Genomic DNA, 13949 nt, shown 5'->3' with positions numbered 1-13949 from the left:
TTAAACCTGAACCAGATTTGACCTAAACAGAATACTTTTGCGAAAAAGATGCAACCTGTGCTTCTAACTCATCGCAAGCTTCGCGCACCAGCCGCAACCCTTCCTCCTTTTCTAGTTGAGCGCCTGCGGGGGCAAATTGTTGCAAAATTTCTGCTTCTGTTGTTTGATATTCACCCCAATCTGATTTCAACTTTTCCAGGTAATTAATTCCCTCACTGCCATCTTGAATGGCAAACTCTAAAATAGAATCCAGATAAGCCGTAACCTTAGAACTCTTCACCCCCTCCGTCACAGCGGCAAATAACAATTCCCCATTAAGATAGTCAAAATCTGGCACAAATAGCCAATCCCCTCGTAACTCAAAGGTATGAACGCCTTGAGCAGGTCTAACTATTATTCCTTCCTGTCTAACTCGCCGAGCTGCATTGTAAACTAATCTGATAATTGTCAAAATCACGTCTGGATAGTTACTATCAATTCCCCTTAGTTCCACTGTTCCTAATGCATTAAGCCGAACCGGATTCCAACCCGCTTTTAGTAAATTTCCGCCGCCCTCAGTAAACAAATTTCGCTCAACTCCAGCCTGATCCATCGCGGCTAGCCATGCATAATAGCGTTCAAATTGCAACTCAACTAAACGTTCCACAGAATCCGCATAAGGCATTAAACCGCCGACAGATTGTAAGTTAGTGTAAACCCCTTCCCAGCCAAATCGGTCACTCCCACGATAGCGGACAATGTGATAGGCAAGCCCCGTAGCTTCTCCTTCATAAAAGGGACAGGCGCGTCCCAAGGCAATGAGTGCGGAATCTAATGCTGTGGCTAAATTATAAATATTAATTAGTTCCTCGCGTTCGGCGGCGCTGCTGTTGTAAGAAACACCGACGCGGGAATCAATAACTCCTGGCGGTACTTCTAAATGTAAATGTGTCCCCGTACATTTACCGGCATTCAAAAATCGGTCATAGCCAACGGTGCGAACCTGGACATGATAGCTTAATTTATCTCGAATGACGGGAATTAAATGTAACGGATAGCTGGATAGGGGATAAAGCCGCAGATGCATCTTTTGCCCCACCTGTAATACCAGTTGTAAATTCTTTATATAGGCTGTTGCTAATTCTGTGGGAGTATGGGCAGGAGGGGTATTAATTTCTATTATTCCCTTCACCCACTCTGGCATAAAATAATCTGGATTCAGACCAATGGCTTCGGCTTCTTGACGACAATTCTGTAAGAATTCATCCGCACGATTGGAAAACATCCCCGCTTCGTCTACGAGGAAAAATTCTTGTTCTAAACCGATGCGACGTTTGCTTAGTTTCATGGTATAGTGGTCAGGGTTACGGGGTTATTCAAAGGAGGCAGAGCCTCCCCAAGAGCATTCCCAGGCAAAGCCTAGGAACGAGCCTTAAACATCCACCACGGCTTGCTGATACACCTTTTGTGTCACTTGAACTAACCGTTGCATGGCGGTTTCTAATTCGCGATCGCTGGCGGTGAGACTAATCCGAATGCACTGATGCTTGTGTTCCCACTCTTCCCGTAATCCAGGAAAAAAGGTATTTCCGGGAACGACGATTACCCCCACCTGCTTTAAGTGTTGATAAAAGTCCCAATCGGTTATCGGTAAATCTTTTAACCACAACCAGGCAAAAATCGCGCCTTCACCTCGATGTAAAAACCAAGGTAACTCCTTGGGCATAAATTGGTTCAGCGCTGTTTCTAAGACGGCAAACTTGTGTTGATAATAAGGACGAATCACATTAACAGAAATCTCAGCCAATGCGCCAGAATTAATCGCCCGTGCTGCGATCGCTTGTCCGTAGCGGGAGGAATGGATGCACAGATTCGTCTGGAAAGATTCCAAGATACCAATCAGGTTCGGATCACCAATAGCGACGCCAATCCGTTCTCCGGGTAATCCGGCTTTGGATAAACTCAGGCAATGGATAATATTATCACCAAAAATTGGTGTCATTTCGGTGAAATTTAATGCCGGAAATGGCGGCGCATACGCCGAGTCAATGAACACCGGCACATGATCAGGTGCGGCGAGTTCGGCAATTTTTCGCACTTCGTTATCACTGAGAACATTACCTGTGGGATTACAGGGACGAGAAAATATTACACATCCTGTCGTTTGGTTAATTTTCAATTGGCTGAAGTCGGGACGATATTTATAGCGATGCGCCGCTTCATCAATATCCAGGCTGGGTTTGTAAGCAATTACCGCTTCTGGGGTTAAGCTGACGCCGCCATACCCGGTATAATCGGGACTCAGGGGGAGAACAATTTGTTTTAACTCACCGGCTTGGGTATAACCGCCAAAGGCATTCGCCCCATAGAAGTAAATGGATTGAGAACCGGGAGTAATTAAGATATTACGTTCAGTTAGGCTTAACCCATAACGCTGATTGAAATCCCGTGCGATCGCGTCAATCAATGGCTGGTATCCTTGAGATGACCCATAGCGGCAAACCACTTCACCGTATTCGGGACTTGCCAAGAGTTGGGCGGTACAGTCTCGCCACAGTTGTTCCACCTCCGGCAAAATCACCGGATTTCCCGCACTGAGATTAATAAAATCCTGTCCCTGACCTGCTCGTAACGTTTCAATAATATCTTTCATAATAGCCCGGACGCCCGTCAGGTTGGACATCTGAGTACCGAATTGAGTGAGAGACGGTTCCATCATGCGCGATCGCACTCTTTACAGAGGTTAACTTACTTTGCCGCGAATTGAGTCAAATTTGCTGATTCGCTGGGGACTGTACTTATTTAACCGCAAATTGCACAACTCGACTCCCCCCATTCCCCATCCTTTTCTCAACTTGAAAGCTTACTATAGGTAAGGTAAACGCACAGACTGGGAGAAAAACCACGGTTTACACACGCCCCCTAGCTCGACTGATCGAGCAACTACAACGCTTACCTGGAGTGGGTCCCAAGACTGCTCAACGATTGGCATTACATATTATTAAGCGCTCAGAGGATGAAGTCAAAGCCCTGGCGCAGGCTTTAATTGAGGCAAAAAAGCAGATTGGCTTATGTCAGGTTTGCTTTCACCTGTCGGCTGAATCCGTTTGTGATATCTGTCGTAATCCGAATCGGGATAAAACGACTCTCTGTGTGGTGGCGGATTCCCGTGATGTGATTGCGTTGGAGAAAACACGGGAGTATCGGGGAAATTATCATGTTCTCGGTGGGGTGATTTCTCCCATGGATGGAATTGGTCCAGAACAATTGCACGTTGAACAACTGGTGCGCCGCGTTAGCCAGCATAAGATTCAAGAGGTGATTTTAGCGATTAGTCCGAGTGTGGAAGGGGAAACGACAACGCTGTATGTTGGTCAACTGTTGAAACCATTTACTAAGGTGACTCGAATTGCTTTTGGTTTACCCATGGGTGGAGATTTGGAATATGCTGATGAGGTGACATTAGCACGGGCGTTGGAAGGGCGGCGGGAGTTGGATTAATTGGTGAGGGAACTCTTAACAGGGAACGGGGAACGGGGAAAAGGGAAAAGCGCACGTTGGTAAAGGGCGCACATCAGTTATTGGTGTTAACTTAAGCTCAAAAAGAAAGCAAGCCCTACCTAGAAAGTAGGATATGCCACTTAAGGGTGAGATGAACAGACGTTTAACTAATGAGGAGTTTGAGGAGCTATAAGTCCCACGCCATAATCTCTGACGCAAGCGTTGGGATGCCTTCACTCCTCAAGTCAATTGAGGGGGTTCGATACCCCTGAACTCGACATTTACCACTTGAAATAGATGTGGTAGAATCTAATTATGCTTCTCAACTACACCTACCGAATCAAGCCCGACCAACAACAAACCCAACTCCTCGATGAGTGGTTGGAAACGTTGCGGGTGTCCTACAACTACGCATTGCGGGAACTCAAGGATTGGATGGCTTCTAGAAAGTGTCCAATAGATAGGTGTAGTTTGGAGTCTGAGTACATTATGAGTGCAAATTATCCCTTTCCCAGTTACCACCAACAACAAAACAATTTGCCTAAAGCTAAGCAGGAATTTCCGCGACTCAAATCAGTTCCTTCCCAAGTTTTGCAAACCAACATCAGAAGGTTGCATGATGCTTGGGACTTCTTTAGACAAAGAGGGTATGGTTTCCCTCGCTTCAAGAAAGTGGGACAAGTGAAGTCGCTGCTATTCCCGCAATTCAAGACTAACCCAATCACAGGCTGGCAGATCCAACTACCGAAGTTAGGGAAGGTGGAAATTAACTTGCATCGACCTGTTCCTGATGGCTTTATAGTTAAACAAGTACGGGTTGTTAAAAAGGCAATGGGATTGTTTGTTGTGATCACTTTGTACTCAGAAATTGAGATTCCAAAACCCTTCCCTCATGGTCATGCTATTGGGGTTGATGTGGGACTGCTCTCTTACCTGGCAACCAGTGACGGCTTTGTTGAGCCTGGGCGCAAATTCTTCAAAACCGAGTACCGTCGGCTGAAAGTGCTACAACGTCGGTTGGCAAAGAAACAAAAGCGCTCTAAAAATTATGATCAAGCCAGGAGAAAGGTAGAGAAACAGCATAACCACATTGCTTTCAAGCGAAAGGATTATCAATTTAAGCTTGCCCATAAACTCTGTGCTATGGCGGATACTATCTTTGTTGAAGACATTGATTTCCGCACTATGGCAAAGGGCTTTTTAGGTAAGCATACGATTGATGCAGGGTTTGGGCAGTTTCGCTCTATCCTCAAGTTTGTTGGCAACAAACGAGGGGTATTTGTTGGAGAAGTAGACCATCGGGGAACTTCTCAGACTTGCCCGAATTGCCGAATCACGGTCAAAAAGGAACTCTCAGACCGAATTCATTACTGTCCTGAGTGCCATTATGAAGTAGATCGTGATGTGGCTGCTGCTCAAGAAATCTGTAATCGTGGAATAGAAACGTATCCAGGGACTCTGGAGAAGCAAGAAATTGGCTCTCAAGTCGAGGTGTCGGGGGTTATGTGCCTAGATAACTGGCGTAGGGGAGCAATGCCCAATTGTGAGGTTGGGAAGCCGACGATGTAATCTTTGATTCATCGTCGGAGGATGTCACGGGTTTGCTGTTCCCGTTCTCCCACCACCGTCGCTACCGTACCCCCCAGACAGCTAAAAAACAAAGCAGCACCTGCCAACGTCGAGGGGGCGGCATTTTCAAAGGCTTGCGCCATCGACAATTGGGCGCGTTCTGCCAAAATATAACCATTGAGTAATAATACGGAAATGGGGAAAATCCCCCAAAACACCAAACTGCGGCGTCTTCGCCCCAGTTCAATTAAAATGCGCTGGGCTACAGCTACGGTTTCATGCCAATAGTTCATTTAAATTTTCTGTCGGGGCGGGTTTCACTATTATTGTTTCTTGCCTCACCCAGATGCAACTCGCGCCCGCCCCATTCCCTGTTCTCTGTTCCCTGTTTCCTAAACAATGACCAATGATAAATTAAACAGATTCTACCTTTCCCGACGCACCGCCCTGAAACTCATTGGCGTCGCCGGGGTGGGTAGTGTCATCGGATATTCTCGCTGGGCAAAACCTCAACCGACGATTATTCAGCTAGATACCCTAGATTTGCCCCGAAACCTGACTAACTCTAAGTCTGTGGTAGTTGTGGGTGCAGGATTGGCGGGGCTTAGTTGTGCTTATGAGTTGAGTCAACGGGGTTTTGATGTAACCTTATTAGAGCGATCGCCTCAATTGGGAGGTAAGATTGCTAGCTGGCAGATTCAGGTGGGTGATCAATCCCTGCGGATGGAACATGGGTTCCATGGCTTTTTCCCTCACTACTATAATTTGAATCGTTTGGTGGCTCAGTTGGACATCCAGGATCATTTCCGTTCCCTGGAATTTTATTCCGTGGTTTTCCGGGATAATCAGTATCAGCCGGAAGTCTTTCGCCCCAGCCGTTCAGCGTTTCCTTGGAATGTGGTAGATTTAGCGATCGCGTCTTCAAATCGCTGGCGTTGGGGGATTAATCTGACGAAGCTGAAACATTGGCAGGTTTTCCGGGAAATTGGTGGCTTCCAAATTCCCGATACTTTTCAGCGCCTCGATCAATTATCGGTGGCTGATTGGATAAAAGGTGAGTTTCCCCAAGGACTTTATGATCTGTATTTTTTACCCTTTGCTAAATCCAGTCTGAATGCACCGGATCGGTTAAGTGTGGGAGAATTAATGCAGTTTTTCCATTTTTATTTTTTTGGCAATCCGGAAGGATTGGCGTTTAATGGGACGCGCCAAGATATGGGTAGGAGTTTGGTTGAACCAATTGCCCAAGCCATTCAAAATCAGCAGGGAAAAATTGTCACTGAAGCAACGGTGAGTAACATTAATTGGCAAGATGGACAGATTCATTCTCTTAGTTATCAGCAGGGAACGGCTCAAACCCCTGTGCCGTTTTGGGTGAAGCGGAATCAAAATCAGGTAACCGATGAAATAGAAGCTAACGTTGACTATTACGGCGCAGGGGATGCCATGTTTGCCTTATTTCCAGAAGACAACCAAGCCATTTCTCTGACTTGTACCCATCAAGGCTGTACAGTACAACCCCAAGCTGATGGTCAGTTTCTCTGTCCTTGCCATGGGGCGGTTTATAATTCCCAAGGACAGGTGATTGCCGGACCTGCGAAACGGGATTTACCCCGGTTTAAACTGATGCAACGCCAGGAGGATGAAGTGCAACTGGTGGGAATTCCTAGTCCGGATTCACCCCAGATATCCACAGAAACCATTCAGGCAGATTATTATGTCTTTGCCACCGATGTTCCCGGTGTACAACATCTGTTTAAATTGGCACAAGGGGATGTGAATCAGCAGGTATTAACTCAGGTGGAAAAATTAGCCGTGGCTGATCCTTTTGCCGTTGCCAGATTTTGGTTTGATCAAGATTTTGCCTGGGAGCATAGTAATTTTACTTCCCTTTCTGGGTATCGTCTCACCGATAGTATTGCCCTGTATCACCGCATCCAAGATGATTATATTCAGTGGCATGAAAAAACTGGGGGAAGTGTGGTAGAGTTACATGCTTATTGTTATAAGGAAGACGAGTTTCCCAATCAGCAGGTTCTCTTAACTACCTTTGAACAGGAAATCTATGAAATAGTGCCACAATTGCAAACGGCGACGATGTTACACCGAGAATTAGTGAATCAGAAAAACTTCTCCGGTTATCCGCCAGGTAGTTATCAGAAACGCCCAGAAACGGATTCGGGTGTGGCGAATCTCTTCTTTGCCGGAGACTGGGTAAAAATGCCCTTTCCCTGTGGCTTAATGGAACGGGCGGTGAGTAGTGGATTCCTGGCGGCTAATGGGATTATACACCGAGAAGGATTGCAACGGCGATCGCTGTTATCGGTGAATCCAGAGGGGATTTTTTCGATATGATTTGTCATTCGTCATTTGTCAGAAACCTTTGATACACCGTAGGGTGGGCAATGCCCACCAACCCGAACTTTCCTAATCCCAATCCCCTATCCCCAATGGAGAGGAACAAGCTATGATTAGAGGTGCGATCGCGAAATTAGGACTGATTACTTTATTCGCAGGAATCTCGCCAACAGTAAAGGCGCAGGAGTCTCCTCCATACATTCCGCAGACAGCAGCAGCCTTGGCGCAGCAAGCTGAGGTGCAAGAGTATTTAAATGCCGTAAATTTGGCGCAATTGAATTATTTTCTTGACTATTCTCAGTTTGCCACAACCTTAGCCGAATTAAATCTGGCTGGGTTCCAGGAAACAGAGAATTATCGTTATCTGATGCTACCTGCACAGAATCCGCGTCAGGGTATGATTTTAATTGCCCAAGCGAAAAACCCGAGGCTGAAAAGTTATGCGGGGGCTGCTTTTATTTTGTCATTGGGTGAAATTATCAAAGGGATTGGTGGGATTTGTGAAACAAATTTACCTTCCACGTCTGCGCCTGTTATTCCAACTGCACCGACTTTTCCTTCAACTGGTGTATTATGTCCCTTTGGTTCTCATGCGTTAACCAATTTTGATCGCGAAGAAATATTGTAGGGGCGCACCGACGTGCGCCCTCTCCCGACGTGCGCTAAAGCCATTCAAGTTCCTTGTTCCCTCCCCTTGATAAGGGGAGGGTTAGGGTGGGGTCAGATCAACATTTAAGTTGACACCAATGAAAGCTTTGCGCCCGATTTAACCATAAACTCTCTTCCACCATGTTAGCTGTGTCACGCCAATAGGGTATTGTCAAATTGAATTATAATTACGACTAAATATGACTTATTATGAAAAATTTAGATATTCGCCAACTCGATATTAATTTAAATCATTGGTATGTTGTCGCCCGTAGTGATGAAGTCAAATCTCAACCCCTAGGAGTAATCCTTTGGCATCAAGAGATTGTTCTTTATCGAGATAGTACAGGTCAAATTCATGCCCTAGAAAACCGTTGTCCTCATCGAGAAGTTAAATTAAGTCACGGTAAAATTAAAGATGATTTGTTGGAATGCGTCTATCACGGATGGCAGTTTAAACCAACCGGAGACTGTGCATCTGTTCCTTATTTAGCTGAGCATCAAAAATTGCCTACTTGTAAAATTCGTACCTATCCGGTGCAGGAAAAGGATGGGTTTATTTGGCTATTTCCAGGGGATAACTCTGGGGAAATTCGACAACCGATGGGAATACCAGAGTGGGAGCATCTTAATTATATTGCCACAGTTTCCACGATTGACTGTAATGCCCATTATTCCTTTCTAATTGAAAATTTAATGGATATGTATCATGGGCATTTACATCAGGATTGGCAAGCTTGGGCTGATCCGGTTTTGGCGGATATCGATGAAGATGATCATCAGGTGGATGCTCATTATCAGGCAAAAAGTTATTATAAAATTGATAAAATTTGGTCGATTTCTCAGTTGTTTTTTCCGGCGCTACGCCGCTTGCACCCGGAACCGTTGAATGTGAGTTATGTTTATCCCCATTGGGTGTCAAGTTTGGGACAGGATTTTAAGATTTACTGTTTATTGTGTCCAGTGAATTTGCGGAAAACTCGTGCTTATTTGATTCATTTCACGTCGCTAAATGCATTTTGGCGGTTGCATAAGTTACCGATTTGGTTTCGACGGTGGATTAAGGATAGTTTATTCGGTTCAGCACAGGGGTTATTGGATGGATTGGTGCGTCAGGATGTACAGATGATTGAGGAGGAACAACTGGCATATTTGGCGAATCCTGAACGAAAGGGGTATGAGTTAAATCGGGCGTTGGTGAGTGTGCAACGGTTGATGGGTAAGCAGGGTGAATTGTAGGGGCGGGTTTAGGGATTGATATCAAATCCGGGTTAGCTACCCCCGTTATAACCTAGTCCGCGCAGGCGGACTTTGTTTGTGTAGCAGCGATTTCAATCGCCGTGGAAAAAGGGGGTGATAAAGGCGGATTTGGTATGAATTGTGAATTTTGTTGATAATGTTTGTGGCAAAACCCGCCCTTTCTTAAGGTTTAATGTATATTTTGCGTTGATGGTGTCGGCGTTACGATGATAGGGCTTGCATCCCTTACTACGAACGACGTTATCCTGGCGGTTTAGTAATAATTATCGCCTCTGATATGACTGTGTAGTTTTTTCCTTCCCAGGTGAAGTGTAAGGTTTGTCCGGGAGATGAAGAGATTTTATCTAAGTAAGCTGTTATTCTAGAGTCGAGAAGTGGTTTGGCGCGTTTCAATTTCCAGGATTGAAAGAAATCTGAGGGGTCAATGAGAACTAAGAACAAGCGATTCGAGGCGTCAAATCGACGGATACCTTGATTTTCGTAAAGCCATTTGATTAGATTATCGGGGTTTGTCTTTGCTTCTTGAATCAGTTTTTGCCTAAAATTGCTGAGTTCAGAGAGCAAGCTTTGGGCGTCTTCTGACGGATGATCACTGGCTTTTTTCCATAAGTCGCAGAGCAATTGACTGTCAGGAATATTAGTGCTAAATGGGACTTGATGCTGACGCGCCCATTGTTTCAACCGTGTAAGTTCTGGACGCTTGTTCTCTGAACGACGGCACTGTTTGATGTATCCTTCAGGAAAATAAGTGACTTTCAAGTCAAAGGGAATACCATTTATAAAAAAGTCTATTTTTTTGATTAAGCTTACCGCAGGTAATACCTTATCATGATCCCGAAAAATATCTTCAATTATTATTGATGTCCAATGATTGTACCATGAACATAAAACGTAACCTCGCATACTATAGTGAAGCTCATTCTCGATACTGTTTGAGAGTTGATCATAGTTATGGATTTTTTTGACGTAGTTGTCTATAATTGTTCTCTCCAGGCTATTTTGATGCAGTCCACCCCAGTCAAAAACATCGAGACGATAGAGTTGATTAACGAGTTCTGGCTCTTGTTGACGACGTGCTTCTCGCTCTGATGCGTAAATTTGTTGAATGGTGGAATTAATAATGGTGTCATTAATCGAGGCGGTATTAAATGCTTCTTTCAATAAATCTCGTGCTGAGTTGGATTGGGGTGTTAAAGCGGCGGATGCGAATAATTGGTATAAGTGTTCACGGCGCGATAAGGAACGTAGCTTAAGAAAACGTAGTCCGTCATTGGTTTGGAATAATTCTCTGATGCGATTGTCTCGAAACCAGGATTGGGCTGTATCAAAATCCATTGGGTTAATCCTTTCTAACCTGGAAAAGTATCTGACCAACCGCGAATGGTTTTTAATCGCGAAATCTTGCTTAAATCAGCGTTAGGGTTGCCGAAAACTAGGGCAATATCATGCTTAAGAGCCCCTTTTCTGTTGTCTTGGACAACGGAACGGGCTGAATAATTACAGGGGAATTGTCCGAGGTAGTTTAGGTTTGATGATGGTTCTGAGCTATCTATTAGTTGTTTGATAAATGCCCAGTGTTCCTGTTGTCTGGCATTATAAAGTAAGACGAGGAAGCCGTCGTCTCGTAGAATGGCGGAACAGTCGGTAAAGAAGGCGCTCATGGTTTGATTGTAGAGGGTGGCGGTTTTGGCGCGTTCTTTGGCATTGGAGATGACAATTTCTGAGTCAAAGTTGGGTTCAATTCCTAAGATGCTATTCCACAGTTCACTGAGTTCTAGGTAGGGAATGCGATCGCTGTGTGGGGGATCGGTTATAATTAGGTTGATTGATTTCTTGGGCAGGTTTTTTAGTTCTTGTTGACAAGGGGCGCAAATAATGCTACATTCTGCGTTGTTTTGATAGAATTGATCGAGAGTTTCACAGATAGTGCTGCCTTGTAATGGATCACCGTTTTTGATGGCGTTTAAGAGTTTGGTAACGCGCCGCTCGAAACAGTTCCAAACGTTTACTTCAAAGTGTAATGGGGGTCGCCAGTAGCCAATTACCCAACTCCCGACTTCTATTTTTTTTGAGCGATTCCCGTTAGTTTTGCCTCTGCCTGTAACAGCGAATACCATTTTGGTCATTTGTCCAGATGCTGCGGTTAGGCATAGCTTCATCGCGGGTTGAGCGGCTTGGGGGAGTTGGTTAATGTGGTCTATGATTAAGTCCAGGTTATGTTGGGCGCGACCTGTGATTAGGTCGGATAGGGAGAGTTGCGGGGAGGCGTTTATGCGGCTGTTGGCGAAAAATTTAGGGGGACGAATGATTCTGCTTTTGTAGGTTGAAAAGGTTTGGATGAGTTGAAGGTCTTCTGGTGTGGGGGGGAGTACCAACCGGGTGGTGCTGCGATTGCCGGATAACCAAATTTGGCGTAATTGGTTGTTTTGCCAAAGATAGTGGGATGCGGTTCTTCCATCTTTGAGTTGATAGGTTTGGTTGATTTGGGGTTTGAGGGTTTTTTCTAGGAATAGGAAGGCATCGCGGATGAGGGGGTAATCGGGTGGGGAGATGAGTAGTTTGGTGAGTTCGGTGGCGATGGGGTTGATGTCTATTCCGATGAAACGGCGTTTCCGCAGCCGGGATTCGCGGGCGGCTGTGCCGGAACCGACGAAAGGGTCTAAGATGATATCGTTTTCTTGGGTTAGTTGTTGGATGGTTAGGGCGAGGGGTTCGTGGGGTTTTTTGCCCCAGTATTTGTGTAGTCTGTACCAGCCTGAATATCCGCTGGGATGAGTGATGCTTTGGGGGGATGGTTCAGGATTGTTGGCAAATTCTAGGGTTAGTTGTTTGTACACTCGGTTTGTTTGAGTTTGGTTTTATCAGGTTTTGGAGTTGGGGTGGGGGAGTTTTGATTTGGAGTTTGCTTTGATGGTTTCGGCGTTACGATGATAGGCTAAGGTTCCTTTACTACGAACTACGAACTACGAACTACGAACTACGAACTTAAAGGTAGGGTGACGGTAAATGTTGTGCCGACGTCAACTTCACTCTCTACTTTAATTGTCCCGCCATGTAATTCGACGGCTTTTTGTACTATCGATAATCCTAGTCCGGTTCCGGGTAAGTTGCTGACATTTCTCGCTCGATGGAAGGGGTCAAAGAGGTGGGATAAGTCTTCTCTGGGAATGCCAATCCCTTGATCCTGCATCCGAAAGCATACATTATTCCCCTCATAGGTCAAGGATAACTCTATGGTACTGTCTGGTAGGGAATAGTTAATCGCGTTGGATAATAAGTTGCCTAATATCTGATAGAGGAGTTTTTCATCCAGGCAAACACTATGATTTTTCCTTTGACAGTTAAAGTGAATCGTTTTACCGCTACCTGCTAAGACTTGATAGTCTTCTACCACACTTTGGCAGAATTGCTCTATGTCGATTAATGTAGGGCTTAATTCGAGTTTGTCGGCGCTGGCTTTACTAAAGACTAGGACATCATCCAATATTTTAGTAATCCGCCGCACGGCTTTATCGGTTCGTTTTATCAACTGATTGCATTTGTCCTCACTCAAGCCGTCGTGAGAACGGGCGAGGAGTTGCGCGGAAACGTAAATCATATTTAGCGGCGTGCGGAATTCGTGGGAGACGGTTTGGATAAAGCGTGATTTGAGTTCGCTTAATTCTTTTTCTGCTTCTAATTCTCGGCGTAAGCTTTCTACCTGATGGCGATAACTCATGTCTCGAATTAACCAGCGCAATCCCACGATTTCAGATTGGGGGTTGAGAACAGCAGAGATAGAAATCTCCGCCGGAAAAGGTTCGCTTTGGCGCGGTTGCAGGAATAGTTCCCAGTCTCTGTACAGCAGAGTTTTGGGAAAGTCGGCGGAGGATAAATGGGTTAGTCGGTTTAGCTGAGTGAGAAAGGTGGATTTGCTAGTGGAGGCGACAAAAACACCGAGGGGTTTGCCGATTAGACGCCTCTGTTCTATATTCAGTAGGGTGGCGGCAGCGTGGTTGGCGTCCTGAATTATACCGGATGCGGTGGTGATCACATAGCCGTCTGGGGCGAATTCAAATAATTCTTGATACCGTTGGCGTTCGTCTTCTGTGGCTTGATGCGCCGCTGCGAGTTCCTGATTCCGTTCTTGGATTTCTTCGACAGCAACTTGTAATTCCTCTAGGGTGGTTGATAATTCAGCAACGGTCTCAGTTAGCTGAATTGAGTATTGATCCGGTGAAATTTCAACTTCAGGTTGATTCTGTGTTAAGCGCTCTTGAGCTTTTTGAATATGATCCCTAATGGCTTCGGTTAATGTGTCTGAGGATACATTGAGTTTTTTTTTACTGATTGGTTACTATTCATTGTTTTCTCCATGACATCACTGGCGTCTAGGTTATCAAGATTTATCTATTGGTCAAGGCAGCATTTTATTTATGATTGCGTTTAAAAAGCAGTATTTATATTATACCTCATTTAGTCTAGTTATCAGTTATCAGTTATCAGTTATCAGTTATCAGTTATCAGTCATCAGTCATCAGTCATCAGTTATCAGTTATCAGTTATCAGTTATCAGTCATCAGTTATCAGTTATCAGTTATCAGTTATCAGTTATCAGTTATCAGTTATCAGTTATCAGTTATCAGTTATCAGTT

The 13949-nt window shown here is 45.0% G+C and carries 11 protein-coding genes and 1 pseudogene; 6 read left to right on the top strand and 6 right to left on the bottom strand.

Annotated features, from left to right (window positions below; all coding sequences use genetic code 11):
• Positions 1-22 precede the first annotated feature (22 nt).
• Positions 23-1327, bottom strand: a complete 1305-nt coding sequence (locus ACLGGO_RS24110; protein ID WP_446337946.1) for a glutamate-cysteine ligase family protein — start codon at positions 1325-1327, stop codon at positions 23-25.
• A gap of 84 nt (positions 1328-1411) precedes the next feature.
• Positions 1412-2695, bottom strand: a complete 1284-nt coding sequence (locus ACLGGO_RS24105; protein WP_446421206.1) for a valine--pyruvate transaminase — start codon at positions 2693-2695, stop codon at positions 1412-1414.
• A 152-nt stretch (positions 2696-2847) separates the two neighbouring features.
• Here ACLGGO_RS24105 and recR point away from each other — a divergent pair, with 152 nt between their 5' ends.
• Together recR and ACLGGO_RS24095 are read left to right on the top strand one after the other, a co-directional pair.
• Complete coding sequence (gene recR, locus ACLGGO_RS24100; protein WP_446421205.1) at positions 2848-3480, top strand: recombination mediator RecR; 633 nt, start codon at positions 2848-2850, stop codon at positions 3478-3480.
• Positions 3481-3795: 315 nt separating this feature from the next.
• Positions 3796-5049 carry an RNA-guided endonuclease InsQ/TnpB family protein gene (locus ACLGGO_RS24095; RefSeq protein WP_446421184.1) on the top strand — a complete coding sequence of 418 codons (1254 nt, stop codon included), beginning with the start codon at positions 3796-3798 and terminating at the stop codon, positions 5047-5049.
• A 29-nt stretch (positions 5050-5078) separates the two neighbouring features.
• Here ACLGGO_RS24095 and ACLGGO_RS24090 read toward each other — a convergent pair.
• Positions 5079-5342, bottom strand: a pseudogene (locus ACLGGO_RS24090) (ABC transporter permease); the annotation flags it as partial.
• A 106-nt stretch (positions 5343-5448) separates the two neighbouring features.
• Here ACLGGO_RS24090 and ACLGGO_RS24085 point away from each other — a divergent pair.
• The 3 genes from ACLGGO_RS24085 (at position 5449) to ACLGGO_RS24075 (ending at position 9294) form a co-directional block, all read left to right on the top strand.
• Entirely contained in the window at positions 5449-7404 is a 1956-nt protein-coding gene (locus tag ACLGGO_RS24085; RefSeq protein WP_446421183.1) for an FAD-dependent oxidoreductase, read from the top strand.
• 112 nt (positions 7405-7516) lie between these two features.
• Positions 7517-8035 (top strand): type IV pilin-like G/H family protein, encoded by a 519-nt coding sequence (locus tag ACLGGO_RS24080; RefSeq protein ID WP_446421182.1) that lies wholly within the window; start codon positions 7517-7519, stop codon positions 8033-8035.
• A gap of 230 nt (positions 8036-8265) precedes the next feature.
• Positions 8266-9294, top strand: a complete 1029-nt coding sequence (locus ACLGGO_RS24075; RefSeq protein ID WP_446421181.1) for an aromatic ring-hydroxylating dioxygenase subunit alpha — start codon at positions 8266-8268, stop codon at positions 9292-9294.
• 261 nt (positions 9295-9555) lie between these two features.
• On the opposite strand, the gene ACLGGO_RS24070 is transcribed toward ACLGGO_RS24075, so the two are convergent.
• The 3 genes from ACLGGO_RS24070 to ACLGGO_RS24060 form a co-directional block, all read right to left on the bottom strand.
• A complete protein-coding gene (locus ACLGGO_RS24070) occupies positions 9556-10650 on the bottom strand; it encodes a hypothetical protein (protein ID WP_446421180.1) in 1095 nt (364 codons plus the stop codon).
• A gap of 14 nt (positions 10651-10664) precedes the next feature.
• Positions 10665-12152 (bottom strand): DNA methyltransferase, encoded by a 1488-nt coding sequence (locus ACLGGO_RS24065; protein WP_446421179.1) that lies wholly within the window; start codon positions 12150-12152, stop codon positions 10665-10667.
• Between the two features lie 140 nt (positions 12153-12292).
• Complete coding sequence (locus ACLGGO_RS24060) at positions 12293-13447, bottom strand: ATP-binding protein (protein WP_446421204.1); 1155 nt, start codon at positions 13445-13447, stop codon at positions 12293-12295.
• A 283-nt stretch (positions 13448-13730) separates the two neighbouring features.
• Between ACLGGO_RS24060 and ACLGGO_RS24055 the strand changes: the two genes are divergently transcribed.
• Positions 13731-13949: hypothetical protein (locus ACLGGO_RS24055; protein WP_446421178.1), on the top strand; the 219-nt coding region annotated here is incomplete at its 3' end.

This window comes from Coleofasciculus sp., from assembly GCF_046565525.1.
Taxonomy (GTDB): domain Bacteria; phylum Cyanobacteriota; class Cyanobacteriia; order Cyanobacteriales; family Coleofasciculaceae; genus Coleofasciculus.
The sequence above is the reverse complement of the archived record's forward strand: the minus strand, read 5'-3'. Positions and strand labels throughout refer to the sequence as shown.